Source organism: Micromonospora sp. NPDC005324 (assembly GCF_040607155.1).
GTDB classification, from domain to species: Bacteria; Actinomycetota; Actinomycetes; order Mycobacteriales; family Micromonosporaceae; genus Micromonospora; species Micromonospora trifolii.
The window spans coordinates 75,038-100,934 of the sequence record NZ_JBEXGE010000022.1 but is presented as its reverse complement, the minus strand read 5'-3'; the positions used below and the strand labels follow the sequence as shown (position 1 = coordinate 100,934).

Here is a 25,897-nt window from a genome sequence, read left to right as displayed (position 1 = left end):
TGGGTTCGTAGCCTGTCAGACAGAGATCGATGGCGCTGGGAGGGCGGGCCGTGGAGGGCAGTGAGACCGGCTGGGGCCGGCCGGCCGAACCAGCGCCGCGGTGGCGCGCGTTGTTGGACCGTGCCCGGCTGGGCGGTCGCGGCGCGGAGCAGACCGAGCAGGAGCGGCGCGGCGAGGAGCCGCCGCCGGACCCGCTGCCACGGCGTGCGGCCCCCAACGGCTACGCCGGGCGGGCACCCGCCATCGGGCATCCGGCCGACCTGTCGTACGGGGCGGAGCCCGGTTACCGGGCCGAGGCGACCTACCGGGTCGACCCCGCCTACCGGGCCGAGCCGGACTACCGGGCCGAGCCCGCCTACCGGACCGAGCCGGCGTACCGGACCGAGCCGGGTTATCGGGCCGAGCCGGACTATCGAGCGGAGCCGGCGTACCGGACCGAGCAGCCGGACTACCGCGCCGAGCCCGGCTACCGGGCCGAGCCGGACTACCGCGCCACGCCCGGCTACCGGGCCGAGCCGGACTACCGGGCCGAGCCGGACTACCGCGCCGAGCCGGACTACCGCGCCGAGCCGGACTACCGGGCCGAGCCCGACTACCGCGCCGAGCCGACGTACCGGGCCGAGCCGGAGCCGCCGGCACGCGGCCCCGACCCGGTCCCGTCGCGCTACGCGTTGCTGGACAACGGCTACCGACCGGGCGACCCGCCGGTGGAGTCGCGCTACGCCCTGCTGGAGACCGGCTACCAGCCGGAGACCGGCTACCCGGCCGTCGCGCCACCACCCCCGCCGGTCGCCCCGCCGCCCGCGCCGCCGGTCGCCGTCCCAGTCCCGCCGCCGCCCGCCCCGGCGGTCGGCTCGGCGGTCGCCGAACGTGCCTACCCGGCCCGGATCGAATGGCGCCCACCGGCGGTCGACCAGGAGCAGGAGCGCGCCAACGGGGTGCTCCAACGGGACCTGGGCACGCCCCGGGTGTTCGCCTTCGCCAACCCCAAGGGCGGAGTGCACAAGACGACGGCCACAGTGCTCGCCGCGGCGACGGTCGGCAGCGTGCGCGGCAAGGGCGTCCTGGCCTGGGACGACAACGAGCTGCGCGGCACCCTCGGCCTGCGCGCCGGCAGCGCACGGCACGCCCGGACGATCCGGCACCTGATCAGCGACCTGGCCCAGATCGAGATCCTGGAGGACGCGACCCTGCTGGACCGGCTGGACGACTACCTGCGGCACGCCTCCGACGGCTCGTACGACGTGCTGGCCGGCGAGGAGAGCCCGCGCTTCGCCCAGCGACTGGACCAGTTCACCGTCCGGCGGGTGCTGGAGCTGCTGCGGCGTACCCACGACGTGGTCTGCGTGGACACCGGCAACAACGTGGAGAGCCCCAACTGGCGCACTGTGATGCAGGCCGCCGACCAGCTGGTGGTGACCACAGTGCCCCGGGAGGACGCGGCGTTCAGCGCGGACTGGATGCTCGACCTGCTGCACGAGGAGGGCATGGGCGAGTTGGCGGACAACGCCATCACCCTCATCTCCTGCCCGACCCCGGGCCGATCGACGCTCCAGGACGACCTGGAGCGGCACTTCGCCACCCGTACCCGGGGCGTGGCCGTCGTGCCGTACGACCCGGCTCTGGAGACCGGGTCGTCGATCGAGTACCACCAGCTCCAGCCGGAGACCCGGCAGGCGTGGATGCGGGCCGCGGCGATGATGGTGGAGCCGTTCGCCCGGTGAGCTGGTCTGCCGCCACCGGAGCCCCGGCCGCGCACCGGGCCTGAGAGGATCATCGGGTGAGCCCGGACAACCCCGATCGCGAGCGGCCCGTCGACGAGCCCGACCAATCCGCGCGACCCCGCACGCCGGACGCGAGACCGCCGGAGGCCGACCCGTCGACCGGGACAGCGCCGGGCGAGTTCGGCCCGGGCCACCTGCCGGCCTCGGCGGCGTACCAGAGCTCGCTGGAGCTTCGGTTCGACGAGCCGCGTCGTCCGCTGCGTGCCCTGGCGGCGGTGCTGGCCGCCGTGCTCGCGCTGGCCGCGCTGGGTGTTCCGCTCGGGCTGCTCTGGGCCGCGCTCGCGCCGGACACCCCGGTTCTCAAGACCGCCGAGGGGGCGATCTACGCCGAGCCGCAACCGGAGCAGCCGATCGCCGCCGACGGATGGTTCAGCCTGCTCGGGCTCGCCTTCGGGCTGCTCGTGGCGCTCGCCCTGTGGTTCGTGCTGCGTCGGCGACGCGGCCCGGTCGGGTTGCTCGCCGCGGTGCTCGGCGCGCTGGTCGCCGCGCCGGTGGCCTGGCAGGTGGGACGGCGGATCGGCCTGGCCACCTTCGAGAAGCTGCTGGCGACCGCCCCGGCCGGGCAGGCCTTCAGCAAACCCGCCGACCTGCGGGCCGGTGGGGTGGACTGGCTGCTCGGCGTGCTGCCGGTGCCGCACGGCAACCTGCTGCTGCCGGCGTTCGGGGCCGCGGTCATGTACACCCTGCTGGCCGGCTGGTCGCGGTGGCCGGGGTTACGCCCGGAACCCGAGCCGGGGGAGTTCAGTTGGGTGTCGGCGGGGACGCCAGCTCCGCCAGCGGCACCGGAACCGCCCGCACCTGACGCAGCAGAGCCGCCTCGCGGTTGAGCAACCGCAGCTCGGCGCGGAGCCGGGAGGCGGTGTCGTCGATCGCCAGCAGCCGTTGCCGGTCGTCGACGGTGAGCGCCGCGGTCGCCGCCACCAGGTGCGAGAGCACAGTCGGGTCCTCCGGCAACTGCTCGGAGATCTCCTCCGGGTCGGAGCGGATCAGGCCGAGGTACTGCCGGAACACCGCGATCACCCGGGCGGCCAGCAGATCGGCCACCTCGTCCGGGCCGCCCGGGTCGGGCAGCCACTCGACGTCGGCGGTCAGGTAGGGCTCGGCGCTGTCGTCGACCTCGGCGATCCGGAAGCGGCGGCGGCCGACAGTGACGATGTCGAAGCCACCGTCGGCCAGCTCGGTCACCTGGCGCAGCTCGGCGGTGCAGCCCACCTCGTGCAGCGTCACCTCGCCGACGCTCGACGAGGCCGGGGCGCCGGCGGGACCGGCGGGCGCGACCTCCCAGCCGGCCTGGATGGCCACCACGCCGAACTCGCGCGGGGCACCCTCGGGCAGGTCGACCAGGTGTCGGACCAGCGCTCGGTAGCGCTCCTCGAAGATGTGCAGCGGCAGCACCAACCCGGGAAAGAGCACCGTTGCGAGCGGGAAAACCGGCAGCCGTGCGGTCACATGGTCGAGCCTAACCAATCTCGCCCCCGGGGGCGTGGCCCGGCTCACCGTCTGAGCGGACGGGCGGCTCGGGTGGACGTCGGGCCGGCCGCCTAGACTCGCAAGGGTGCTGAATCGGATCGACCTGCGCGACGGTCTCGGTGACCCGCGCCGCCTGCTGCCCCGTGCCCAGCTCGACGTGTCCGTCGCCGTCGAGCGCATCCGGCCCCTGGTCGAGGCGGTCCGTGAGCATGGCTACCCGGCTATCCGGGAGGCAAGCGAACGTTTCGACGGCATCTCCCCGGAGGTGCTGCGGGTGCCGGTCGAGGCGATCACCGAGGCGGAGGGCGTGCTCGACCCGGCGGTGCGTGCCGCGCTGCTGGAGTCCATCGCCCGGGCCCGTCGGGTGCACGCCGACCAGCGGCGCACCGACCACACCACGAAGGTGGTGCCCGGCGGCACTGTCACCGAGCGGTGGCTGCCGGTCGACCGGGTCGGCCTCTACGTGCCCGGTGGCCTGGCGATGTACCCGTCGACAGTGGTGATGAACGTGGTGCCCGCCCAGGCGGCCGAGGTGCGCTCGCTGGTGGTGGTCAGCCCGCCGCAGAAGGACAACGGCGGCCTGCCCGACCCCCGGGTGCTCGCCGCGTGCGCGCTGCTCGGCGTCGACGAGGTGTACGCCGTGGGCGGGGCCCACGCGGTGGCGATGCTGGCGTACGGCGCGGCGGTGGACCCGGCGGGTGAGCTGCGGTGCGACCCCGTCGACCTGATCACCGGTCCGGGCAACATCTGGGTGACCGCCGCCAAGCGGCTGCTGCGCGGTGTGGTCGGCATCGACGCCGAGGCCGGGCCGACCGAGATCGCCATCCTGGCCGACGACACGGCCGACCCGGCGCACGTGGCCGCCGACCTGATCAGTCAGGCCGAGCACGACCCGCTGGCCGCGAGCGTGCTGGTCACCCCGTCGGTGGCGTTGGTCGAGGCGGTCGAGGCGGAGTTGGCCCGGCAGGTGCCGGCGACCAAGCACACCGAGCGGGTCACCACGGCGCTGACCGGTGAGCAGAGCGGTGTGGTCCTGGTCGACGACCTGGAGGCGGGGCTGCGGGTGGTCGACGCGTACGCGGCCGAGCACCTGGAGATCCAGACGGTCGACGCCCGGGAGTGGGCGCTGCGGGTCCGCAACGCCGGGGCGATCTTCGTGGGTGCCTGGTCGCCGGTGTCGCTCGGCGACTACTGCGCCGGCTCCAACCACGTGCTGCCCACCGGCGGCTGCGCCCGGCACTCCTCCGGCCTGTCCGTGCAGTCGTTCCTGCGCGGCGTGCACCTGATCGAATACACCGAGGCCGCGCTGCGCGAGGTGGCCCCGCACGTGGTCACCCTGGCAGGAGTGGAGGACCTGCCCGCGCACGGCCAGGCGGTCCAGGCCCGTTTCCCGGGGGGCACGGCGTGAGTGAGCGCACCGATCTGGACGATCTGCCGATCCGGGCCGACCTGCGGGGGTTGTCGCCGTACGGGGCGCCGCAGCTGGACGTGCCGGTGCGGCTCAACACCAACGAGAACTCCCACCCGGTGCCGGAGCCGGTGGTCGAGGCGATCGGCAAGGCGCTCGCTGCCGAGCTTCGTGAGCTGAACCGCTATCCGGACCGGGACGCGGTGGCGCTCCGCGCCGACCTGGCCGAATACCTCGGGCACGAGCTCACCGTCGAGCAGGTGTGGGCGGCCAACGGCTCCAACGAGATCCAGCAACAGCTGCTCCAGGCGTTCGGCGGGCCGGGGCGCACCGCGCTCGGCTTCGTTCCGGCGTACTCGATGCACCCGCTGCTGGCCCTCGGCACCAGCACCCGGTGGGTGCCCGCCGCGCGCGGCGTCGACTTCGGGTTGACCGCCGAGGAGGCGGTCGCCCAGGTCCGCGAGCACCGGCCGGACGTGGTGTTTCTCTGCTCGCCGAACAACCCCACCGGAACGGCACTGGACCCGGCGGTGATCGCCGCGGTGCTGGACGTCGCGCCCGGCATGGTGGTCGTCGACGAGGCGTACGCCGAGTTCGCCCGGCCCGGGACGGTCAGCGCCCTCGCGGTGCTGCCCGGCCACCCGCGGCTGGTGGTCACCCGGACGATGAGCAAGGCGTTCGGCTTCGCCGGCGGCCGGCTGGGTTACCTGGCCGCCGACCCGGCGGTGGTGCGGGCGGTGCAGCTCGTCCGTCTGCCGTACCATCTTTCCGCGCTCACCCAGGCCGCCGCACGCGCGGCGGTGGCCCACCGCGATGCCCTTCTCGGTACGGTGAGCGCGATCATGGCGCAGCGGGACCGGATCGTGGCGACGCTGCGCGAGCGGGGGTTGCGGGTCGCCGACAGCGACGCCAACTTCGTGCTCTTCGAGGTGGGCGGCGACCAGACCGTCGTCTGGAACGCCCTGCTGGCGCAGGGTGTGCTCGTCCGTGACGTCGGCCTGCCCGGCTGGCTGCGGGTGACCGCCGGCACCGCCGCCGAGACCGACGCGTTCCTTTCTGCAATGGAGACTTCGTCATGAGTCGGACCGCCCGGGTGGAACGGATCACCAAGGAGACCAAGGTCCTCGTCGAGATCGACCTCGACGGCACCGGCGCCGCCGAGATCAGCACCGGCGTCGGCTTCTACGACCACATGCTGCACCAGATCGCCCGGCACGGCGGCTTCGACCTGACCGTGCGCACAGTCGGTGACCTGGAGATCGACGCGCACCACACGATCGAGGACACCGCGCTCGCCCTGGGTGCGGCGTTCGACGAGGCGCTGGGCGACAAGGCCGGCATCCGGCGGTACGGCTCGGCGACCGTGCCGATGGACGAGGTGCTGGTCCGGGCCGCGGTGGACCTCTCCGGTCGGCCGTACGTGGTGCACGACGAGCCGGTGCTCGCCCCCTACATCGGGCCGGTGTACGCGACCAGCATGACCCGGCACATCTGGGAGTCCTTCGGCCAGGCGGCCCGGGTCACGCTGCACGTCGACGTGCTGCGGGCGGCCCGGCCGTGTGGTCACCCGGACGCGCACCACGTGGTGGAGGCGCAGTTCAAGGCGGTCTCCCGCGCGTTGCGCGAGGCCACCTCGATCGACCCGCGTTCGGCCGGGGCGATCCCGAGCACGAAGGGCGCGCTCTGATGGGTGCCGCGTTGCCGACGTTGCTGCTGATCCTGGCCGGGGTGCTGGTGGGTGGCACCTGGTCGCTCTACCGGCAGGGCGCGCCGAAGGCCGCCGTGCTGATCACCGCGGCGCTCGCGGTGCTCGCCACTGTCGCCGGGGTGCTGCGGCTGCTGCCGGACAACGGGTGATCGGGGTGACGACATGAGTGACGTGGTGGTGCTCGACTACGGCTCGGGCAATCTGCGCTCCGCGGAGCGGGCGCTGGCCGCCGCCGGAGCGGACGTCCGGGTGACCGACGACCTGACCGCGGCGGCTGCCGCCGACGGTCTGGTGGTGCCGGGTGTGGGCGCGTACGCGGCGTGCATGGCGGGGATCGAGGCGCTGGGCGCCGGCCCGGTGATCGCCGAACGGGTGGCTGCTGGCCGGCCGGTGCTCGGCATCTGCGTGGGCATGCAGGTGCTGTTCGAGCACGGCGACGAGCACGGCGTGGTGACCAAGGGGCTGGGCCTGCTGCCGGGCGGGGTGACCCGGCTGGCCGCCACCCGGTTGCCGCACATGGGATGGAACACGGTGCGGGCACCCCGGGAGTCGGTGCTGTTCGCCGGGTTGACGGAGCAGAGCCGGTTCTACTTCGTCCACTCGTACGCGATGGGCGACCCGGCGGCGCTGGCCGCTGCCGGTGCCACGGTGACCACCGCCCACCACGACACGGATTTCGTCGCGGCGGTGGAGCGTGGCTCGTTGTCGGCTGCCCAGTTCCACCCGGAGAAGTCCGCCGACACCGGTGCCGCGCTGCTGCGCAACTGGCTCGCCACGTTGCCCAGCGGTGACTGAGCGTCGTCGCGCGGTGTCCGAGCGGCGGGCGTCGCGGTGAGCCGGGAACGCGCCCGTCGGCGTGCGGAGCGGGAGGCGGAGCAGGCTCGGGAGCGGGCGGTACGGCAGCGCCAGGTCGCCCGCCGGCAGCGCCGTCGCGCGGTGGTCCGCGGCTTGACGCCGCAGCTGCGGCGGGGTCGCTCCGGGCGGCTGGCCCGGCACACTCGGGGTGAGCGGGCCGCGATCGCGCTGCTCACCGGCGCGGCGTTGCTCCTGATCTGGACGTTCGTCGACAACCTGGCGTTGCGTATCGCGCTGATCGTGCTCCTGCTGCTCGTACTGCCGGCGATCGTCGTGATCGCCCTGGACCGTCGTACCTGATCGAGGAGAAGACCTTGAGCCTCACCCTGTTACCCGCCGTGGATGTCGCTGACGGCCGGGCCGTCCGGCTCGTGCAGGGCGCCGTCGGTAGCGAGAGCATCTACGGCGACCCGTTGGACGCGGCGCTGGCCTGGCAGCAGGACGGCGCGGAGTGGATCCACCTGGTCGACCTGGACGCGGCGTTCGGTCGGGGCACCAACGCGCACCTGCTCGCGGAGGTGGTGCGCCAGTTGGACGTGAAGGTGGAGCTCTCCGGGGGCATCCGTGATGACGAGTCGCTGCGCGCGGCGTTGGGCACCGGTGCGGCCCGGGTGAACATCGGGACCGCCGCCCTGGAGGACCCGGTCTGGTGTGACCGGGTGGTCGCGGAGTACGGCGACCGGGTGGCCATCGGGCTGGACGTGCGGGGTCACACCCTGTCGGCGCGGGGTTGGACCCGCGACGGTGGTGACCTGTACGAGGTGCTGGAGCGGCTGGACAAGGCGGGCGCGAGCCGGTATGTGGTCACCGACATCACCAAGGACGGCACGATGCGCGGGCCGAACCTGGATCTGCTGGGCGAGGTGTGTGCCCGTACGGACCGGCCGGTGATCGCCTCGGGCGGGGTGTCCACACTCGACGACCTGCGGGCGTTGGCGAGTCTGGAGTCGGCCGGGGTGGAAGGTGTGATCGCCGGCAAGGCGCTCTACGCGGGTGCCTTCACAGTGGCCGAGGCGCTGCGGACGCTGGCCGAGGCGTGACGACGACCCGGCTGGGGTCGGGTGGCCCGTGGGAGCAGCGTTACGGGTACTCCCGGGTGGTCCGGGCCGGTGAGCGGGCCTGGACGGCCGGTTGTACGGCGACGGTGGACGGCCGGGTGGTGCACGTCGGTGACGCGGCCGCGCAGACCGCGCAGGCGCTGCACATCGGGCTGGCCGCGCTCGCCGAGGTGGGTGCGGAGCTGGGCGACGTGGTCCGGACCAGGATGTACGTGACGGACCGGCTGCACGCCGACGAGGTGGGCCGGGCGCACAACGCGGTCTTCGGCGCGGTCCGGCCGGCGGCCACCCTGGTGGTGGTGGCCGGTCTGCTGGACCCGGAGCACCTGGTCGAGGTGGAGTTGGAGGCGTACCTCGGCGATCGTTGAGGTATGCGCCCGAGCGGCCTGCCGGTTGTCCTGCGGCCCGATAAGTTGTGCACAACTTAATTGTGGGCTACGGTTCAGCGGTGACCGATGACCTGGTGCTGCGCCGGCAGGTGTGCTTCGCGCTCTACGCCGCGTCGCGCGCCCTCACCGACGTCTACCGGCCGATCCTCGACGAGGTCGGGCTGACCTACCCGCAGTACCTGGTGCTGCTGGTGCTCTGGGAGCGTCCCGATGACGCCCCCACGGTGTCCGAGTTGGGCGCCGAGCTGCGACTGGACTCCGGCACGCTCTCCCCGCTGCTCAAGCGGCTGGAGGGGGCGGGCCTGGTGGTGCGGCGGCGGTCGGCCCGCGACGAGCGGCGGGTCGAGGTGGGCCTCACCGAGCAGGGCCGGGCGCTGCGCGAGCGGGTCGGCGACGTCCCGCTGCGGATCGCGCTGGCCACCGGGCTGGGCTTCGACGAGCTCGTCGCGCTGCGCGACACCCTCACCCGGGTCACCGACACCATCCATCGACAGAAGGAGCAGTGACTCTCATGCAGGTCATCTACACCGCGTCCGCGACCGCCTCCGGCGACGGCCGGGACGGCCACGTCGAGACCTCCGACGGCACGTTCGCGCTCGACCTGGCCGTGCCGAAGAAGATGGGCGGCGCCGGTGGCGCGGCCAACCCCGAGCAGCTCTTCGCCGCCGGCTACGCGGCCTGCTTCCACAGCGCGCTGCGACTGGTGGCCCGCCGGGCCAAGGCCGACGTGACCGGTTCCGTGGTCGGCGCCGAGGTGGGCATCGGCCCGAACGGCAGCGGCGGCTTCGGGCTCACCGTGCAGCTCGTCGTCGACCTGCCCGCCGCGCCCCGCGAGGTCGCCGAGCAGGTCGTCGAGCAGGCCCACCAGGTCTGCCCGTACTCCAACGCCACCCGTGGCAACGTCGACGTCACGCTGACCGTCCGCGAGACCCTGTCCGCGTGACCTCGCGGCCCCAGGCCCCCATCCGCGGACGAGAGGACGACCACCCCATGACCAGCAACCGCGAGATCCACCTGGCCAGCCGCCCCCAGGGCTGGCCCACCGACGACACCTTCCGGCTCGTCGAGACCGAGGTCCCGACGCCCGGACCGGGCCAGATCGTGGTCCGCAACCAGTACCTGTCCGTCGACCCGTACATGCGCGGGCGGATGAACGACGTCAAGTCGTACGTGCCGCCGTTCGCGCTCGACGCGCCGCTCGACGGCGCCGCGATCGGCGAGGTGGTGGCCAGCGAGGCGGCGGATGTCGCCGTCGGGACCACAGTCCTGCACGGGCTGGGCTGGCGGGAGTACGCGCTGCTCGACGCCACCGCGGCTCGCCCGGTCGACCCGAGCATCGCCCCGGTCAGCGCATACCTGAGCGTCCTCGGCATGACCGGGTTGACCGCGTACGCCGGGCTGCTGGAGGTTGCCGCGATGAAGCCCGGCGAGACGGTCTTCGTGTCCGCCGCGGCCGGCGCGGTGGGCAGCCTGGTCGGCCAGATCGCCAAGCTCAAGGGCGCCGGCCGGGTGATCGGCAGCGCCGGCTCGCCGGCAAAGGTCGAGCGGCTGCGGGCGCTGGGCTTCGACGCCGCCTTCGACTACCACGACGGGGTCCGCGAGTCGCTGCGGGCGGCCGCCCCCGACGGCATCGACGTCTACTTCGACAACGTCGGTGGTGATCACCTGGAGGCCGCGATCTCGGCCATGAACCTGCACGGTCGGGCCGCCATCTGCGGCATGATCGCGCAGTACAACGCCACCGAGCCGCCGGCCGCCCCGCGCAACCTGGCGCTGGTCATCGGCAAGCGGCTCACCCTGCGCGGCTTCCTGGTCAACGACCACAACGACGTGCGAGCGGCGTTCGTGCGCGACGTCGCGGGCTGGCTGCGCGACGGAACGCTGTCCTACGACGAGACGATCGTGGACGGCATCGAGAACGCCCCGGCCGCGTTCCTCGGCCTGCTGCGCGGCGACAACCTCGGAAAGATGCTCGTCAAGGTGTGACGCAGAACTCGTGTGCGGCGGTCGACCCGATCGGGCCGACCGCCGTCGCGTGTGCGGAGGATAGGCTCGCGGCATGACGGTGGCGGTACGGGTGATCCCCTGTCTGGACGTGGACGCCGGGCGGGTGGTCAAGGGGGTCAACTTCCTCGACCTGCGTGACGCCGGCGACCCGGTGGAGCTGGCCGCAGCGTACGACCGGGCCGGCGCGGACGAGTTGACCTTCCTCGACGTCACAGCGTCCTCCAGCGACCGGGGCACCATGCTCGACGTGGTGCGCCGCACCGCCGAGTCGGTGTTCATCCCACTGACCGTCGGCGGTGGGGTCCGGCAGGTCGCCGACGTGGACACGCTGCTGCGCGCCGGGGCGGACAAGGTTGGTGTGAACACCGCCGCCATCGCCCGTCCAGAGCTGATCGCCGAGATCGCCGACCGGTTCGGCCGGCAGGTGCTCGTGCTCTCCCTCGACGTGCGGCGCTCGCCCAACGGCGGCACGCCCAGCGGCTTCGAGGTCACCACGCACGGCGGTCGGCGCGGCACCGGCATCGACGCCGTGTGGTGGGCGCACCGGGGCGCCGAGCTGGGCGCGGGCGAGATCCTGCTCAACTCGATGGACGCCGACGGCACCAAGGCCGGCTTCGACCTGGAGCTGATCGCCGCGGTGCGCGCGGTGGTGGACGTGCCGGTGGTCGCCAGTGGGGGCGCCGGCGAGGTGGCCCACTTCCCGCCCGCGATCGGCGCCGGCGCCGACGCGGTGCTCGCCGCCAGCGTCTTCCACTTCGGCGAGCTGACCGTCGCCGAGGTCAAGGACGCGCTGCGCCTCGGCGGCCATCCGGTGCGCTAGCCAGGCGGGGCCGCCGTCCGCGCCGGGCCCAGGTGGTACGCGTCGTGCGCGATCAGACTTGCGAACGCTCCCGCCCATGCCCAGCACCGGGCACAGGTGCCGCAGATCGGGCATCGCCCGTGTCGCTGCTCATGCTCGGCCAGAACCCGCCACCATCGGGCCAGTTGCTCCGGGCTGGGCGCACTCACCGGACTCCTTCCGTGTTCGCGAGGATCGCCGCAACCGACACCTGCGCCTCGAAGCACCACCCGCCGGCACAATTCGGTACGGGGCCGCGCACGTGTGCCCCCGCAACCGCACCATGCCGCCGACATGCTGCGGGTCCACCACCACCGCCCACACCAGTTCGTCGCGGTTGGTCGGATTGGGGCTGATCTCCCATGCCAGCAGGTGCAGCGGGGTGCCCGTAGGCACCTGAAGGCTGTCGGTCATGTTCGGCTTCGAGGGCAAGGGGTGTCTGCCTTTCCGGTGATGTCCACAGTTCCCGTCGCTCCCGTCGGAAGCTGCTGCGCCAGATGGACTGATACGTCGAGCGTGGCCGATAAGCTGGGCCTACGGCAGGCGTGCGCGGTGTGCACACGCTCCTGCACACGCTGGGGGTCGGAGATGGACACCTTCGGGCAGCTACTCAGACGGCATCGCGAGAGCGCCGGGCTGTCCCTGCGGCAGCTCGGTTCGCTCATCCACTTTCAGTACAGCCACATCGCTCAGGTGGAGCGTGGCGGACGCCGTCCCACCGATGCGCTGGCCGCGGCCTGCGATCGGGCCTTGGACGCTGACGGCGCGCTCGTCGAGGCGTACCGGACCGACCGAGCCGGTGCCACCGACATGCACAGACGCACCATGCTGCGTGCCATGACCACCTTGGCCGCCGCCCCCGCCGTCGCGCCTCTGGCAGGGTTCGAAGCCCTTCGCCACGGCCTCGGCGACGCGGTGACGCCCGACCACGACGAGTGGGAGCAGATCGCGGCCGAGTACGGCCACAGCTACTACCGGCAAGCCCATCCCGCGCTGATGGCCCAGCTGAGAGCCGACCTGACCGTGCTGCAACACCAGGTCGCAGCCGACACCGGTAGGCGCCGACCTGGTCTCCTGCGGGCTGCCGCGCACCTATCCGTCATCGTCGCGTTGAGCCTTGTCGCGTCGGGGCAGACCGTGATGGGTCGCCGCTGGTGGCAGACCGCCCATCGCGTCGCCGGCGAATCGGGGGACACCGACATTCGAATGTTGGTGCGAGCGTGGGATGTGGTGAACGGCTGCTACGACGGACGCCGACCGTCGACGATCGTCGCCCTGTCGGACAAGGCATTGCCTCTGCTGGGCCGAGAGGCCACGTCGGCGGCCTGCGGGTTGCTCGCCGGCCGGTCCCAAGCCCTGTCGTTGGCCGGGCGGCATGCGGAGGCGGTGGCGACGGTGCGGCAACTCGCCGACCTGGCCCAGCAGCTACCGGCCGCGATAGCGGGCGACGTGGAGTCGTTGTGGGGGTGGCCGGAGCATCGGCTTCACCACACCGAATCGTGGGTGTACACGCACGCCGGCCGTCTGGTCGACGCGGAGGCCGCGCAGGAGCGGGCCCTCGACCTGTACCCGGCGTCGCAGGTGCGGTTACGTGCGCAGGTGCAACTGCATCAGGCTGCCCGGCTGATTCGGGGCGGGCACATTCCCGACGGGTTGCGTCATGCCGCCGACACCCTCGACGCACTGCCAGTTCGCCTCCACAACCACCTGCTGCGGTCGGTGGCCGCCCAGGTCACGGCTGCCGTACCCACGACCGAGCGGTCAAGGCCGGCGTTCGCGGATCTCGCCGACCGGGTTCGGGCCTAGGTTCATCCGCTATGCCGGTGACGTACAGCGTGCACACCGCCGAATCGGCCACGGCGCTGGTTCCGGCGCTGGTGCGTCTGTACGCGGTCGTCTACGCCGAGCCACCGTACGTCGAGGGACCGGAGCAGGTGGCCGGCTTCACCAATGGTTTGCCCGACGAGACGCGACGCGACGGGTTCACTCTCGTGGTTGCCAAGGATGGGGGCGTGCTGGTGGGTGCGGCGTACGGGTGGAGGTTGCCAGCCGGCCGTTGGTGGACGCGCGCCGACACCGAGCCTTCCAGCGATCTGCGGGCCGCCGACAAGTTCGCGGTGATGGAGTGGATTGTGCATCCCGACCGGCGCGGTGCGGGCATCGGCGCGGAACTGATCCGTCGGCTCCTCGACGGGCGGCCCGAGCGGTGGGCAACTCTCGCGTCCAATCCGGCAGCACCGGCCCGTGCCGTCTACCAGCGCGCGGGATGGCAGCAGGTCGGCGGGTCAGCGATGCCCGACGGCACCCCCATGCACCTGCTGGTCCTGCCGCTGCCCGTTGCGCCGGTCCCGCGTCGCTGATCCTTGGCCGCCTCCGCCGCGCCGAGCATCGCGACGACAGAGGTCAGCGCTCACCGGAGTGCCCCTCCGGTGACCGACGCGGGGTGGGGATCGAACGGACCGCGTACTCCTGGACGGCAGCCGCGTGGTCGGCCTCGTCCAGGATCCAGTCCGCGCTGCCGGGCGCGTGCCGGCGGGTCAACACACCCTGCACGGTGTCCACCATGGTCGCCACACCCGCGCGCGGGCGGGTACGCCACAGTTGCTCACCCTCGGCGGTGATCCGGAACCAGCCGTCGGCGACGCTGACCAGCCCGGCGCCGACCAGCCGCTGGACCGCGGCCTCGACCTCGTGTCGCTGCGGAATCGCGTGGTTGAGGTGGTCGGCGGTGGAGAGCACGTCGGTCAGGCGGACGCCCTCCGGCCGCCGGCTTGTCGCCGACCGACGGTGCCGTCCGGCCCCGCTCGCGATGACGAGCGACACGAAGATCCAGGCGTCGTTCCAGCGCCAACCGTTCTCCCCCATGCAGAGATGATGACGGCGCGCGTCGCGGAAGGGAACACCCACCCTCGAACCGGTACGTGGCACCACCGCGACGTACCGGTTCGCGGACGGTCGGTGAGGGTTCAGCCGGCGGGGGTGGCCGGCGCGGCGCTACCCGGCGGGGGTGCGGCGCTGTCCGGCGCGGTGCCCTCCGGCACGGCGAACAGCGGGATGAAGAACTGGGCCAACGGACCGATGGCCAGCGCGTACGCGACGGTGCCCACGCCGACCGTGCCGCCGAGCAGAGCGCCCAGGGCCAGCACGGCGACCTCGATGACGGTGCGCACCAGCCGGATCGACCGGCCGGGCCGGCGGGCCACGTACCCGGTCATCAGACCGTCGCGGGGGCCGGGCCCCAACCGGGCGCCGAGGTAGAGAGCGGTGGCGGCGCCGTTGGCGACGATCCCGGTGACCAGCATCGGGATCCGGACGCTGAGCGGGCCACCCGCGGGCAGCAGAGCCACTGTGGCGTCCACGACCAGGCCGATCACCACGACGTTGCTGACAGTGCCGAGGCCGGGCCGCTGCCGCAGCGGGATCCAGAGCAGCAGGACCAGCGCGCCGACGCCGATGGTGACGGTGCCGAAGGAGAGCCCGGTCAGCTCGGATAGCCCCTGGTGGAACACGTCCCACGGGTCCAGGCCCAGGTTGGAGCGGATCATCAGGGCCATACTGACGCCGTAGACAGTGAGCCCGAGGTAGAGCTGGACCAGCCGTCGAACCGGCCGGTGCCGCAGATTGCCAAGCAGTGCCATGCATGCCACCCTAGGTGCCAATCCTCATCGAGGAAGAAGCCAATATCCGAGGAGTGGCTATGACTGGGCAGGTGCGCGGCGTCCAATTGGCCCGTCTGCTCGGGCAGTGGCATGCCCTGCCGGGCCGCCGCCGCAGCCCCGACTACGCCGCGCTGGCCGGCTCGGTGCGCGGGCTGCTCGCCGACGGCCGGCTGCCGCTGGGCGTCCGCCTCCCGGCGGAACGGGAGCTGGCCGAGGCGCTGCGGATCAGCCGGACCACTGTCACCGCCGCCTACCGGCAGCTGCGCGAGACCGGGCACCTGGCCAGCCGGCGGGGCGCCGGCAGCTGGACGATGCTGCCCGGCAACCACCGGGTGGCCAGCACCGGCCTGTGGACCCCGCTGGACGACCGGGAGATGCTCGACCTCGGCGTCGCGGCGCTGGCCGCCCCGCCGCAACTGCTGTCGGCCGCGCGGGCCGCCACCGAGGACCTGCCCCGCTACCTGAGCGGGGCCGGTTACCACCCGACCGGCATCATCGAGCTGCGCGAGGCGGTGGCCGACGCGTACACCGCCCGGGGTCTGCCCACCTCGGCCGACCAGATCATGGTCACCAGCGGCACCCAGCACGCACTGGATCTGGTGCTGCGGCTCGCCCTGGCCCCGGGCGGCACCGTGCTGGTCGAGTCCCCGACCTACCCCAACGCCCTCGCCGCGCTGGCCGGCCGGCGGGCCCGGATCACCACCCACGGTCTGGCCGGCGACGGCGGCTGGGAGCCCGACCTCCTGCTGGGCAGTCTCCGACAGACCCGGCCCAAGCTAGCCTACCTGATTCCGGAGTTCCAGAACCCGACGGGGCACCTGATGCCCGCCTGGCTGCGCGAGCGCGTGGTGGCCGCCGCGCACGCGGCCGGCACCGACCTGATCATCGACGAGTCCTTCGTGGACCTGTCGATGGACGGCACCGAGGTGCCACCCCCGGTCGCCACCTACGACCGGCACAGCCGGGTGGTCAGCATCGGCGGGATGAGCAAGCCCTACTGGGGTGGCCTGCGGATCGGCTGGATACGCGCGTCCGCGCCGCAGGTGCAGCGGCTGGCCGCCGTGCGGGTCGGGGTCGACATGGCCAGCCCGGTGCTGGACCAACTCGTCGCGGTGCACCTGCTCGCCGACGCCGAGGCCATCGTCGCCGACCGCCGCGTCCAGTTGGCCGTCCAGCGGGACGCCCTGCTCGGCGCGCTGGCGCGCCAACTGCCGGAGTGGCGGGTCACAGTGCCACGGGGTGGCGTGACGCTCTGGGCCGAGTTGGACGGCCCGGTCTCGAGCGCGCTGGCCCGGGCCGCGGAGGAGGTCGGCGTACGGCTGGCCCCCGGCCCCCGGTTCGGGCTGGACGGCACCCTGGAGCGCTTCCTGCGGCTGCCCTTCACCCTGCCCGCGGCGGACCTCGTGGAGGCCGTCGGACGGATCGCGGCGATCCGCTACGACCTGGACCGGGCCGGCCGCCAGCGGTGGCGCGAGCCGGCCGTCATCGCCTGAACGCCCTGCTGCCACGAACGCCGGTGGCCCCGCACCCGAGCGGGTGCGGGGCCACCGGCGACGCGTCAGAGCTCGGCGAGGGTGCCGGCGTACATCTTGTCGATCTCGGCGGAGAAGTTGCTCTCCACCCCACGCCGCTTGATCTTCAACGACGGGGTGATCTCGCCGTCCTCGATCGTCAGATCGCGCGGCAGGATGGCCACCTTCTTGATCGTCTCCCAGCGGTTGAGCTTGGCGTTGAGCTGGGCGACGTACTCCTCGACCATCGTCTGGGCCTCAGCCGACGCGACGATCTCGGTGTAGCTGCGCCCTTCGAGGGGGCCGCCGGCGACCCAGCCCTGGATCGCGTCCGGGTCCAGGGTGACAAGCATCGTGCAGAAGTTGCGGGCCTGACCGACGACGACCGCCTGCGAGGTGTACGGGCAGATGGCCTTGAACATCCCCTCGATGTGCGACGGCGCGATGTACTTGCCGCCCGAGGTCTTGACCAGGTCCTTCTTGCGGTCGGTGATGCGGAGGTAGCCCTGCTCGTCGAGGGTGCCGATGTCACCGGTACGGAAGAAGCCGTCCTCGGTGAACGAGGCGGCGGTCTCCTCCGGCAGGTTGTGGTAGCCGCGCATCACCGGCCGACCCCGCACCAGGATCTCCCCGTCGGTGTCGATCTTGCACTCCAGGTCGCCCATCGCCCGGCCCACGGTGCCGATCCGCAGCCCGGCCGGGGGGTTGACGAAGTTGCCAGCGCTGGTCTCGGTCAGGCCGTAGCCCTCGGAGATCGGCAGGTTCGCGGCGGCGAAGAAGGTGGCGATCTCCGGGCTGAGCGGCGCGGCGCCGGACACCAGCACCCGCATCCGGCCGCCCAGGCGGGCCTGGAGCTTGCTGAACACCAGCTTCTCGGCCAGCCCGTAGCGCAGCTTCAGCACGGCCGGCACCGGCTTGCCGGCCTGCTCCAGGGCGACCTTCTCCTTGCCGACGCCGACGGCCCAGCCGAAGATCTTCGCCTTCGCGCCACCGGCGCCCTGCGCGGTGGTGACGGCCTTGTTGTAGACCTTCTCGAACACCCGGGGAGCGCCGCACATCAGCGTCGGACGGATGACCGAGAGAAGCTCGACCAGCTTGTCCACCCGCCCGTCGACGTAGGTGGGCAGGCCGACGTGGATGGCCCCGCAGAGCAGGGTCTTGCCGAACGAGTGGGCCAGCGGCAGCCACAGGTACTGAAGGTCGTCGTCGCGCAGCAGCCCGACCTCCGCCTGCGCCACGGCCTCCCAGCACCAGCCGCCGTGCAACAGCTCGACGCCCTTGGGTTGGCCGGTGGTGCCGGAGGTGTAGATCAGGGTGGCCAGGTGGTCCGGGCCGATGCCGGCCACCAGCATGTCGATCAGCTCCGGCTCGGCGGCCAGCGCCTGGGTGCCGCGCTCCTCCAGGTCGGCGAGCGTCAACTGCGGGATCGCGGCGTTCGGGTCGACGGCGCCGTCGAGGAGCACCACGTGGGTGAGCGCGGGCAGTGTAGCCCCGGCGATCTTCGCCGCCTGGGCCGGGTTCTCCGCGAACAGCACAGTCGACCCGGAGTCGGCGATGATGTACGTCGCGTCGGCCGGCTCGGTGGTCGGGTAGACGGTGGTGGTCGCGCCGCCGGCGCACATGATGCCGAGGTCGGCGATCACCCACTCCAGCCGGGTGTTGGCGAGGATCGCGACCGGGTCCTCCTGGCCGACGCCCAGTCCGTGCAGACCGGCGGCGACTGCCTTGGCGCGCTGACCGACCTGCGCCCAGGTCAGCCAGATGGGCCCCGAGTCGTCGGGGTTCGGGGACGCGAACGCGTGCCGGTCGGGGGTGGCCGCCACGCGCTTGAGGAACATGTCCGGGATGGAGCGGTACGGTACATCGAGAGCCATCGCTGTAGCCGCCTTCGGGGGTGGTGGCGTGACGGTCGTCACGTCATGATGGTTACCGAAGAGTATTGCCTGCCGCCGTGCATCGGCTAGCCCTGGTGATCGTCCGGCCGGCCCATCCCACCAACCGGTACGGCCGATCAGGCGTACCGGGCAGCCACCACTGACCAGTCGTAGGTGGCCCGGACCCAGTTGCGCCGGGCAGCCAGGGCGTCGCGGATCGCGTCGTCGCCGGCGGTGCGCAGCGCGTCCTCCGCGTCCAGATACGTCGCCAAACCCTCGTTGAACCGGTGTGCCGCACTCCGGAGCGCTGTCACCTCGTCCGCGTCGCTGTCCTGGGCGATCACCGTGACCAGGTTGTGCGCGTCCGGGTCGACCTGGCTCTCCTTGCCGTAGGAGAAGAGGTCGTTGCACCAGCAGACCAGGTCCACCGCCAGCAGGTCCAGGGCGACCAGCCCCGGGTGTGCGCGCTGGGCTGGCCCGGAGGGCCGGGTCGACGCCAGGTCGGTCAGCGTGAGGCAGGGGTGCACGCCGCCGATGTGCCGGCGCAGCTGCACGTACTCCGCCACCTCGGGTACGCGCCGACGTTCCCGGTTGCCCGCCTCCCAGAGCAGCGCCAACAGGTACTCGCGCATCTGGCTGACGAACCGCAGCAGCAAACCGGCGTGATCGTGCAGCCGGGTCCGGCGGCAGAGGTCGTGCAACGCGTCGCCCAGTGGCCCGACGGCGGGCGGTACGACGTACGGGTCACCACAGCGATCCAGCACGTCGAGCAGGGTGCTGATCGCCGGGCCCAGTCGGACCGGGTCGGCGCCGAGGCCGTCCTCGTCGCAGGCGTCGTCCATGACGAAGAGCCAGCTGATCAGGTCTGTGAGCAGCCGCAGGCCCTCCACAGAGCCGTCCGGACAGGCGCGGCCGGCCAGTCCGGCGGCGTCGGCCCGTTCCAGGCGGTGCACACGTTGACTGGAATCGACCAGCCCGAACGCACGCGCCCACTCGATGCTCTCACTCGCCACCTGGTCCGTGGCCCCGTGGCGTCCCGTGGGAAACGGGGGTTCCCGCAGCGCCGAAATCGCGAAGTCCCGCACAGTGCGCCCCCACTTCGTACCGCCCGGCGCGGAGCGGCGCGGTGAAGCGTACGGGAGGAGGTATCAGCGTGTTTCGCTGGGTGTGGGAAATTCCACAGTCGTTTGGTGACTGTTTACGCACACATAGTCACATGCCCAGGTTGGCGGCGCGGAGCCGCCGAGCCGCCTCCGTCGAGCCGTTCAGTTGGACCCGGGCCACCCGTTGCCGGCCGGAGAAGAACAGCACCAGCTCGGCCGGGGCGCCGACCAGGCGCAGTGGCTCACCACCGCGACCGAGGGAAATCTCACCGTGGCCGGGCGCCTGCACGTAGAGGTCCGCTGGAAAGCGACGCAGTGCCAGCCGGGCCATCGGGGTCGCGCGTTTCCAGAGGGCGCTCTGCAGGCCGGTGGACAGGTCGCGCGGCTGCCACCCGGAGCCGGCCCGCCGGACGTCCTCGTGGTGGATGAAGAACTCCATCGTGTTGGCCAACTCGTCGGTCAGCGGGTTGCTGACCGGGCTCCACAGCGGCGGTCGGCGCACCTGTGCCACCAGTTCGGGGTAGGGCTGTGCGGCGAGTCGCCGACGGACCCGCTCGGCGTAGCCGCGCAGCGGCGGCAGCACGATCCCACCCGCCGCGTCCGGACGGCGCTCCCGCAGCACCAGATGCGCGGCGAGGTCACGGGTCGCCCAGCCCTCGTTGATGGTCGGGGCGTCCGGCCCGAGGGCCAGGAGAAGATCGGCCAGCGCCTCGCGCTCGGCTCGGGCGTACCGCGGCATGGCCCGATCGTAGGCCCGGTGGCCCGTCGGCGCGCGACAGCGGACGCGGGTCGGCGCTCGCGGCACGCCGCCGTCCGGTACGTGATGGTCGACATATCCAGTCAGGGTCGGCGGCACTGGCCCCGACCGGTAAGGATGAGGGAGATAATTGCGGCTTACGGCGGGGGAGAGCGTGGCGAGCAAGACAAGTCGGGACGTTCTCAGTCGAGGGCTGGGGGTCCTGCGGCAGGCGATCCGTGAGCAGCCGAGGATCTTCTCGGTGGCGGTCGTCGGCAGCGTGCTCTTCGGCGGGATGATCATTGTCAGCGCGCGGGTGGTCGGCTCGGTCATCGGTGAGGTGGCGCTCCCGGCCATCGAACGCGGCGAGGTGGGCGCCGGCACCCTGGCGCTGGCCGCGGCGGCGTTGTTCGGGATCAGCGTGCTGCGGGTGGCGGGCATCTTCGGCCGCCGGCTCGGCGCCGGCTACATGCAGTACCGCCTCCAGGCCTCCTACCGCCGCAGGGTGACCCGTCGGTACCTGGAGCTGCCGCTGTCCTGGCACCACCGCAACTCCACCGGCACCCTGCTGTCCAACGCCAACTCGGACGTGGAGGCGGCCTGGTACCCGATCGCGCCGCTGCCGTTCGCCGTCGGCACGTTGGTGATGCTGGTCGGCGCGATCGTGTCGCTCTTCGCCACCGACTGGGCGCTCGCCCTGGTCGGGCTCGCGGTCTTCCCCGCGCTGTTCGCGCTCAACGTCGTCTACTCCCGCCGGATGGCCCCTCGGCAGGCCCGGGCGCAGCGCCTTCGCGCCGAGGTCAGCGGGATCGCCCACGAGAGCTTCGACGGGGCCCTGGTGGTCAAGACCATGGGCCGCGAGGCCCAGGAGACGGCCCGGTTCGCGGGCCGCGCCGGTGAGCTGCGCGACTCGCTGATCGCGGTCGGTCGGCTGCGCGGCATCTTCGACCCGCTGCTGGAGACGCTGCCCAGCCTCGGCACCCTCGCCGTACTGGTGGTCGGGGCGTTCCGGCTGCGCCAGGGCGCGATCAGCGTGACCGAGCTGGTCAGCGTGGCCTTCCTCTTCACAGTGCTGGCGTTCCCGGTGCGGGCCATCGGTTGGGTGCTGGCCGAGCTGCCGCGCAGCGTCGCCGGCTGGGACCGGGTGCGCCGGGTGCTCGACGCCACCGGCGAGATGCCGTACGGGCAGCGGGTGCTCGACCCGGCCGACGCCGGCCCGGCCACCCTCACCTTCGCCGACGTGCACTACTCCTACCCGCCGGCCGAAGCGCACCCGCCCGGCGCGCAGGTCCTCGGCGAGGTCGGCTTCACTGTGCCGTCCGGTCGGACGGTGGCCCTGGTGGGGCCGACCGGCGCCGGCAAGTCCACCATCGCCTCGCTGGCGGTGCGCCTCGTCGACCCGGACTCCGGCACGGTGAGCCTGGACGGCGTGGACGTGCGCGAGCTGACCTCGGCGTCGCTGGCCGGCACTGTGGCCCTGGTCGCCCAGGTGCCCTTCATCTTCGACGACACGGTCCGCGCCAACATCGCCCTCGACCGGCCCGGCGTCGACGACGAGGTGGTCTGGGCGGCGCTGCGGCTGGCCGAGGCGGACGGTTTCGTCGCCGCGCTGCCCGACGGTCTGGACACCATGGTCGGCGAGCGGGGCACCTCGCTCTCCGGCGGTCAGCGCCAGCGGCTCACCCTGGCTCGCGCGTTGGCCGGTCGACCGCGCCTGCTGGTGCTCGACGACGCGACCAGCGCTGTCGATCCTCGAGTGGAGGCGGCCATCCTGGCGGGGCTGCGGTCGTCGACAACGCAGGCGGGAGTTCCGGCCGCGTCGATCCTTGTGGTGGCGTACCGCCGGGCCACCATCGCGCTCGCCGACGAGGTCATCTACGTGGAGCAGGGACGGGTGGTCGCCCGGGGCACCCACAGCGAGTTGTTGGCCACCGTGCCCGGCTACGTCGACCTGGTCACCGCCTACGAGCAGGCCGAGGTGGAGCGGGCGCAGGAGAGTTCGTACGGCGACGACGTGGCGCCGCTGCCGTCGGGCCTGGAAATCGAGGTGGACCGGTGAGCGCGAGGAGTGCAGCGCAGCGGAGCCCCGCAGCCGCGAACGAAGGGCGGGACCGGTGAGCGCGACTACGGAGACGAGTGACGAGCAGGAGGTCCGGCAGGAGACGACCTGGCAGACCCTGCGTCGTGGCCTGGCGCTCTCGCCGGAGCTACGGATCGGTCTGGCCGGCACGTTGGCCCTGGCGTTGGTCTACATGGTCGGTCGGGTCGCCGTGCCGGTCGCCGTGCAGCAGGGCATCGACCGGGGCCTCGTCGGTGGTCTGAATCTGAACGTGGTCTGGACGGTGGTGGCGATCACCACGGCGATCCTGACGGTCACCACGATCTGCGGCTACCTGATGATGCGCCGGCTGTTCACGGTCAGCGAGACGGCGCTGGCCAACGTCCGGACGCGGGCGTTCCGCCACGTGCACGACCTGTCGATGTTGCACCAGCAGTCGGAGCGGCGCGGTTCGCTGGTCTCGCGGGTCACCAGCGACGTCGACCAGATCACCCAGTTCCTCCAGTGGGGCGGGGTGATCCTGCTGGTCAACCTCGGTCAGCTGGTGGTCACGACCGCCGTCATGCTGGCGTACTCCTGGCAGTTGACACTTGTGGTGTTGGCGGCGTTCGCGCCGGCGGTGTTCGTCATCCGGCAGTTGCAACGCCGCCTCGGCACGGCGTACGCGACGGTGCGCCAACACACCGGGACGTTGCTCGGCGCGATCGGCGAGAGCGTGGTGGGCGCGCCGGTGATCCGGGCGTACGGGATCGCCGGGCGCACCGAGCGGCGGCTGGACGAGGCGATCGACAGGCAGCGGTTGGCGCAGCAGAGGGCGATCCGGATCAGCATCGTGGGCAGTTCCGTCGGGGAGTTGGCGGCGGGGCTGGCGCTGGCCGGCGTGGTGGTGCTCGGCGTGCTGCTAGGGGTGGACGGCACGCTGTCGATCGGCCAGCTGACCGCGTTCCTCTTCCTGGTGACGCTCTTCATCCAGCCGGTGCAGATCGCCACCGAGGTGCTCAACGAGGCGCAGAACGCGATCGCCGGCTGGCGTCGGGTGCTGGACGTCCTGGACGTCGCCCCGGACGTGGCCGACCCGGGGGAGCAGGGGCGGGAGCTGCCGGGCGGGCCACTGGACATCCGGTTCTCCGGTGTGCGGTTCGCCTATCCGGGTGGTCCGCCGGTACTGCACGACATCGACCTGGAGATTCCGGCGAAGAGCCGGGTGGCGGTGGTCGGTGAGACCGGCAGCGGCAAGACCACCTTCGCCAAGTTGCTGACCCGGCTGATGGACCCGTCGGCCGGGGCGGTGCTGCTGTCCGGGGTGCCGCTGACCGACGTCCGCTTCGACTCGCTGCGCTCCCGCGTGGTGATGGTGCCGCAGGACGGGTTCCTCTTCGACGCGACGGTGGGGGACAATGTCCGGTTCGCCCGGCCGGAGCTGACCGACGAGCAGTTGAGCGCCGCCTTCACCGAGCTGGGCCTGTCGGACTGGCTGCAGGGCCTGCCGGCGGGCCTGGACACCCCGGTCGGGGAGCGCGGCGAGGCGCTCAGCGTCGGGGAGCGCCAGCTTGTCGCGTTGGCCCGCGCGTACGTGGCCGACCCGGACCTGCTGGTGCTCGACGAGGCGACCAGCGCTGTGGACCCGGCGACGGAGGTGCGGTTGCAACGCACGTTGGACGCGGTCACCCGTGGTCGGACCACCCTGGCCATCGCGCACCGGCTCTCCACGGCGCAGGCCGCCGACGAGGTGATCGTGGTGGACCGGGGTCGGGTGGTGCAGCGCGGCCCGCACGACGAGCTGGTCCGCGACGCCGACTCGGTGTACGGCCTGCTCTACGCCTCCTGGTTGGAGCAGACCCGCTGAGGTGCGCGGTGTGGTGGACGCCGACGGGCGGGTGCTCTAGGCTCCGGGTTAGGTAAGCCTAACCTCTGAAGGAGGTCGCGCCCATGCGGCCCAACTCCGCCGAGATCGTCCGTACCCTCGTCGCCGGCCGCCTGCCCGGCCTCGTGCACCTGGCCCACCGGCCGGGCCCGCACCATGCTCGGCATGTCACCGACTCGGACGGGCGGGTGCTGCTGCTGGTGCCGGTGGCTAGCCACCTGGCCGCCGCCCTGCAACCGGCCGCCGGGGGCAGCGACGTGGCGGTGGTGCTCGACGTGCTCGATCTGCCGCCCGCCGCCGGCGCGCCCGGCCTGGGCCGCGCCTGGGTGTCCGGCTGGGCGGCCGAGCTGCGCGGCGACGAGGCCCGCGACGCGGCGGTCGAGTTCGCCACTGTGGAGCCGACCGGCGACCTGCTCGACCTGGGCACCCGGTTCCGGCTGTTCCGCTTCGAGGTGGTCGAGGTCCGCTGGGAGCGGGCCGGCGTCGTGCAGCGGATCGACCCGGTGGAGTACGCCGAGGCCGAGCCGGACCCGGTGCACCCGGTCGAGGCCCGCCTGCTCGCCGACCTCGCCGAGTGCCACGGCGCTCAGGTGACGGAGTACCTGCGTCGGCAGCTCGGTTTGACCGATCAGACCCCGGACGGGCCGCCCCGGGTGGTGCGCATCGACCGCTACGGGCTGGTGGTGGCCCTCGGCCAACCCGGTGCCCGGCGTCGGGTCCGGCTGGCCTTCCCGGGTCCGGTGGCCGACCCGGCCGAGCTGCCCCGCCTGCTACCGCCGCTCCGACTCACCGCCGACGCCCGCCCCCCGCGCTGACCGGCCCAGCCCCGCGCCGCCCCACCCCTGCGCCGATCTTGCACTTTCGGTCGTCGATGTGCGTGGTGTATCCCTTTCGCCGGGGCAGAAAGTGCAAGATCGCGGAGGGGTGTCCGGGATCCGCGAGGGGGTCCGGGGCGCTGTCGGGTCAGCTGGGCAGCGGGCCGGTGAGGTAGCGCTGGATCGTGGGGCCGATCGCGGCCACCAGGGTTTCCGGGTCCGCCGAGGCGACCGGCTCAAGGCGCACCACGTGCCGCATCATGGCCAGGCCGATCATCTGGGTGGCCACCAGGGAGCCCCGCAGTGGTAGCTCGGCCGGATCGACGTCGAGGTTCTCCAGCACCCGGCGCAGCACCTGGGTGGTGACGAACTCACGCAGCAGTCGAGCGGTCCACTCGTTGCTCACCGCGGATCGCAGCAGTGCCTGCGCGGCGCTGCCGGCAGGGGAGTCCCAGACGCCGAGAAAGATGCGCACCATCCGCTCACCGACGCCGTCCCGGTCGCCGGCGAGCACCCTCGGCACCAGTTGACCGGGGTCGACCGGAAAGTTCATCGCGGCCAGGAAGAGCTGGTCCTTGCTGCCGAAGTAGTGGTGCACCAGCGCCGGGTCGACCTGCGCCGTACCGGCGATGCCCCGGATGGAGGCGGCGTCGTAGCCACGTTCGGCGAACGCCGTCCGCGCCGCGTCGAGAATCGCCTCCCGGGTGCCCGGGTTGCCGGGTCGCCTGCCGGTCCGCCGCGTCATCGCCGCCCTTCGTT

The 25,897-nt window shown here is 72.6% G+C and carries 27 protein-coding genes; 20 read left to right on the top strand and 7 right to left on the bottom strand.

Going from position 1 to position 25,897, the window contains the following annotated elements; genetic code table 11:
• Positions 1-50 precede the first annotated feature (50 nt).
• Both ABZS40_RS22660 and ABZS40_RS22655 read left to right on the top strand, forming a co-directional pair.
• Positions 51-1,724, top strand: coding sequence for an AAA family ATPase (locus ABZS40_RS22660; protein WP_354945324.1), 1,674 nt, complete (start codon positions 51-53; stop codon positions 1,722-1,724).
• Positions 1,725-1,780: 56 nt separating this feature from the next.
• Positions 1,781-2,611 (top strand): DUF2567 domain-containing protein, encoded by an 831-nt coding sequence (locus ABZS40_RS22655; RefSeq protein ID WP_354945322.1) that lies wholly within the window; start codon positions 1,781-1,783, stop codon positions 2,609-2,611.
• Here ABZS40_RS22655 and ABZS40_RS22650 read toward each other — a convergent pair.
• Positions 2,526-3,233, bottom strand: a complete 708-nt coding sequence (locus ABZS40_RS22650; RefSeq protein WP_354945321.1) for an LON peptidase substrate-binding domain-containing protein — start codon at positions 3,231-3,233, stop codon at positions 2,526-2,528. The two genes, ABZS40_RS22655 and ABZS40_RS22650, sit on opposite strands and share 86 nt — an antisense overlap.
• Before the next feature lie 106 nt (positions 3,234-3,339).
• Here ABZS40_RS22650 and hisD point away from each other — a divergent pair, with 106 nt between their 5' ends.
• The 14 genes from hisD to ABZS40_RS22580 all read left to right on the top strand — a co-directional run bounded on the left by hisD (position 3,340) and on the right by ABZS40_RS22580 (position 13,877).
• Positions 3,340-4,662, top strand: coding sequence for a histidinol dehydrogenase (hisD, locus tag ABZS40_RS22645; protein ID WP_354945320.1), 1,323 nt, complete (start codon positions 3,340-3,342; stop codon positions 4,660-4,662).
• Positions 4,659-5,741, top strand: a complete 1,083-nt coding sequence (locus tag ABZS40_RS22640) for a histidinol-phosphate transaminase (RefSeq protein WP_354945319.1) — start codon at positions 4,659-4,661, stop codon at positions 5,739-5,741. Before hisD ends, ABZS40_RS22640 begins: the two co-directional genes overlap by 4 nt.
• On the top strand, positions 5,738-6,349 hold the full coding sequence (gene hisB / locus ABZS40_RS22635; RefSeq protein WP_354945318.1) for an imidazoleglycerol-phosphate dehydratase HisB: 612 nt from the start codon (positions 5,738-5,740) through the stop codon (positions 6,347-6,349). The genes ABZS40_RS22640 and hisB overlap by 4 nt, the downstream gene beginning before the upstream one ends.
• Complete coding sequence (locus ABZS40_RS22630; RefSeq protein ID WP_354945317.1) at positions 6,349-6,519, top strand: hypothetical protein; 171 nt, start codon at positions 6,349-6,351, stop codon at positions 6,517-6,519. The genes hisB and ABZS40_RS22630 overlap by 1 nt, the downstream gene beginning before the upstream one ends.
• 13 nt (positions 6,520-6,532) lie before the next feature.
• Complete coding sequence (gene hisH, locus ABZS40_RS22625; RefSeq protein ID WP_354945315.1) at positions 6,533-7,165, top strand: imidazole glycerol phosphate synthase subunit HisH; 633 nt, start codon at positions 6,533-6,535, stop codon at positions 7,163-7,165.
• A 36-nt stretch (positions 7,166-7,201) separates the two neighbouring features.
• Positions 7,202-7,525, top strand: coding sequence for a hypothetical protein (locus ABZS40_RS22620; protein WP_354945313.1), 324 nt, complete (start codon positions 7,202-7,204; stop codon positions 7,523-7,525).
• Between the two features lie 14 nt (positions 7,526-7,539).
• A complete protein-coding gene (gene priA, locus ABZS40_RS22615; protein ID WP_354945312.1) occupies positions 7,540-8,265 on the top strand; it encodes a bifunctional 1-(5-phosphoribosyl)-5-((5-phosphoribosylamino)methylideneamino)imidazole-4-carboxamide isomerase/phosphoribosylanthranilate isomerase PriA in 726 nt (241 codons plus the stop codon).
• Positions 8,262-8,651, top strand: a complete 390-nt coding sequence (locus ABZS40_RS22610) for a RidA family protein (RefSeq protein ID WP_354945311.1) — start codon at positions 8,262-8,264, stop codon at positions 8,649-8,651. Before priA ends, ABZS40_RS22610 begins: the two co-directional genes overlap by 4 nt.
• An 80-nt stretch (positions 8,652-8,731) precedes the next feature.
• On the top strand, positions 8,732-9,178 hold the full coding sequence (locus ABZS40_RS22605; protein ID WP_354945309.1) for a MarR family transcriptional regulator: 447 nt from the start codon (positions 8,732-8,734) through the stop codon (positions 9,176-9,178).
• 5 nt (positions 9,179-9,183) lie between these two features.
• The gene (locus ABZS40_RS22600) at positions 9,184-9,615 is read left to right on the top strand and encodes an organic hydroperoxide resistance protein (RefSeq protein WP_354945307.1); all 432 of its coding nucleotides are present in this window, start codon (positions 9,184-9,186) and stop codon (positions 9,613-9,615) included.
• Positions 9,616-9,662: 47 nt separating this feature from the next.
• On the top strand, positions 9,663-10,658 hold the full coding sequence (locus ABZS40_RS22595) for an NADP-dependent oxidoreductase (protein WP_354945304.1): 996 nt from the start codon (positions 9,663-9,665) through the stop codon (positions 10,656-10,658).
• Between the two features lie 73 nt (positions 10,659-10,731).
• Complete coding sequence (hisF, locus tag ABZS40_RS22590; RefSeq protein WP_112582731.1) at positions 10,732-11,499, top strand: imidazole glycerol phosphate synthase subunit HisF; 768 nt, start codon at positions 10,732-10,734, stop codon at positions 11,497-11,499.
• Between the two features lie 606 nt (positions 11,500-12,105).
• Entirely contained in the window at positions 12,106-13,323 is a 1,218-nt protein-coding gene (locus ABZS40_RS22585) for a helix-turn-helix transcriptional regulator (RefSeq protein WP_354945302.1), read from the top strand.
• A gap of 11 nt (positions 13,324-13,334) precedes the next feature.
• A complete protein-coding gene (locus ABZS40_RS22580) occupies positions 13,335-13,877 on the top strand; it encodes a GNAT family N-acetyltransferase (protein ID WP_354945301.1) in 543 nt (180 codons plus the stop codon).
• A 43-nt stretch (positions 13,878-13,920) separates the two neighbouring features.
• Here ABZS40_RS22580 and ABZS40_RS22575 read toward each other — a convergent pair whose 3' ends face one another.
• Positions 13,921-14,382, bottom strand: a complete 462-nt coding sequence (locus ABZS40_RS22575) for a hypothetical protein (protein WP_091407765.1) — start codon at positions 14,380-14,382, stop codon at positions 13,921-13,923.
• Positions 14,383-14,483: 101 nt separating this feature from the next.
• The gene (locus ABZS40_RS22570; protein ID WP_354945300.1) at positions 14,484-15,155 is read right to left on the bottom strand and encodes a hypothetical protein; all 672 of its coding nucleotides are present in this window, start codon (positions 15,153-15,155) and stop codon (positions 14,484-14,486) included.
• Positions 15,156-15,214: 59 nt separating this feature from the next.
• Between ABZS40_RS22570 and ABZS40_RS22565 the strand changes: the two genes are divergently transcribed.
• Positions 15,215-16,669: a PLP-dependent aminotransferase family protein gene (locus ABZS40_RS22565; protein WP_354945298.1), complete on the top strand. Its 1,455-nt coding sequence runs from the start codon at positions 15,215-15,217 to the stop codon at positions 16,667-16,669.
• A gap of 65 nt (positions 16,670-16,734) precedes the next feature.
• On the opposite strand, the gene ABZS40_RS22560 is transcribed toward ABZS40_RS22565, so the two are convergent.
• The 3 genes from ABZS40_RS22560 to ABZS40_RS22550 form a co-directional block, all read right to left on the bottom strand.
• Complete coding sequence (locus tag ABZS40_RS22560; protein ID WP_354945297.1) at positions 16,735-18,561, bottom strand: long-chain fatty acid--CoA ligase; 1,827 nt, start codon at positions 18,559-18,561, stop codon at positions 16,735-16,737.
• 137 nt (positions 18,562-18,698) lie between these two features.
• Complete coding sequence (locus ABZS40_RS22555; protein WP_354945296.1) at positions 18,699-19,574, bottom strand: terpene synthase; 876 nt, start codon at positions 19,572-19,574, stop codon at positions 18,699-18,701.
• Between the two features lie 199 nt (positions 19,575-19,773).
• The gene (locus ABZS40_RS22550; protein ID WP_354945295.1) at positions 19,774-20,403 is read right to left on the bottom strand and encodes a TIGR03085 family metal-binding protein; all 630 of its coding nucleotides are present in this window, start codon (positions 20,401-20,403) and stop codon (positions 19,774-19,776) included.
• Between the two features lie 172 nt (positions 20,404-20,575).
• Between ABZS40_RS22550 and ABZS40_RS22545 the strand changes: the two genes are divergently transcribed.
• From ABZS40_RS22545 to ABZS40_RS22535, 3 genes are all read left to right on the top strand, one after another.
• The gene (locus ABZS40_RS22545) at positions 20,576-22,459 is read left to right on the top strand and encodes an ABC transporter ATP-binding protein (RefSeq protein ID WP_354945293.1); all 1,884 of its coding nucleotides are present in this window, start codon (positions 20,576-20,578) and stop codon (positions 22,457-22,459) included.
• A gap of 55 nt (positions 22,460-22,514) precedes the next feature.
• Complete coding sequence (locus ABZS40_RS22540; RefSeq protein ID WP_354945291.1) at positions 22,515-24,305, top strand: ABC transporter ATP-binding protein; 1,791 nt, start codon at positions 22,515-22,517, stop codon at positions 24,303-24,305.
• Positions 24,306-24,388: 83 nt separating this feature from the next.
• The gene (locus ABZS40_RS22535; RefSeq protein ID WP_354945290.1) at positions 24,389-25,138 is read left to right on the top strand and encodes a DUF2470 domain-containing protein; all 750 of its coding nucleotides are present in this window, start codon (positions 24,389-24,391) and stop codon (positions 25,136-25,138) included.
• A 148-nt stretch (positions 25,139-25,286) separates the two neighbouring features.
• Here ABZS40_RS22535 and ABZS40_RS22530 read toward each other — a convergent pair whose 3' ends face one another.
• Positions 25,287-25,883: a TetR family transcriptional regulator gene (locus ABZS40_RS22530; RefSeq protein ID WP_354945288.1), complete on the bottom strand. Its 597-nt coding sequence runs from the start codon at positions 25,881-25,883 to the stop codon at positions 25,287-25,289.
• Positions 25,884-25,897 lie beyond the last annotated feature (14 nt).

Coding starts and splice junctions, on each gene's coding strand:
- hisB (WP_354945318.1), top strand. CDS start 5,738: ATGAGTCGGACCGCCCGGGTGGAACGGATCACCAAGGAGACCAAGGTC.
- ABZS40_RS22630 (WP_354945317.1), top strand. CDS start 6,349: ATGGGTGCCGCGTTGCCGACGTTGCTGCTGATCCTGGCCGGGGTGCTG.
- hisH (WP_354945315.1), top strand. CDS start 6,533: ATGAGTGACGTGGTGGTGCTCGACTACGGCTCGGGCAATCTGCGCTCC.
- ABZS40_RS22600 (WP_354945307.1), top strand. CDS start 9,184: ATGCAGGTCATCTACACCGCGTCCGCGACCGCCTCCGGCGACGGCCGG.
- ABZS40_RS22595 (WP_354945304.1), top strand. CDS start 9,663: ATGACCAGCAACCGCGAGATCCACCTGGCCAGCCGCCCCCAGGGCTGG.
- hisF (WP_112582731.1), top strand. CDS start 10,732: ATGACGGTGGCGGTACGGGTGATCCCCTGTCTGGACGTGGACGCCGGG.
- ABZS40_RS22585 (WP_354945302.1), top strand. CDS start 12,106: ATGGACACCTTCGGGCAGCTACTCAGACGGCATCGCGAGAGCGCCGGG.
- ABZS40_RS22580 (WP_354945301.1), top strand. CDS start 13,335: ATGCCGGTGACGTACAGCGTGCACACCGCCGAATCGGCCACGGCGCTG.
- ABZS40_RS22575 (WP_091407765.1), bottom strand. CDS start 14,382: ATGGGGGAGAACGGTTGGCGCTGGAACGACGCCTGGATCTTCGTGTCG.
- ABZS40_RS22570 (WP_354945300.1), bottom strand. CDS start 15,155: ATGGCACTGCTTGGCAATCTGCGGCACCGGCCGGTTCGACGGCTGGTC.
- ABZS40_RS22565 (WP_354945298.1), top strand. CDS start 15,215: ATGACTGGGCAGGTGCGCGGCGTCCAATTGGCCCGTCTGCTCGGGCAG.
- ABZS40_RS22560 (WP_354945297.1), bottom strand. CDS start 18,561: ATGGCTCTCGATGTACCGTACCGCTCCATCCCGGACATGTTCCTCAAG.
- ABZS40_RS22550 (WP_354945295.1), bottom strand. CDS start 20,403: ATGCCGCGGTACGCCCGAGCCGAGCGCGAGGCGCTGGCCGATCTTCTC.
- ABZS40_RS22535 (WP_354945290.1), top strand. CDS start 24,389: ATGCGGCCCAACTCCGCCGAGATCGTCCGTACCCTCGTCGCCGGCCGC.
- ABZS40_RS22530 (WP_354945288.1), bottom strand. CDS start 25,883: ATGACGCGGCGGACCGGCAGGCGACCCGGCAACCCGGGCACCCGGGAG.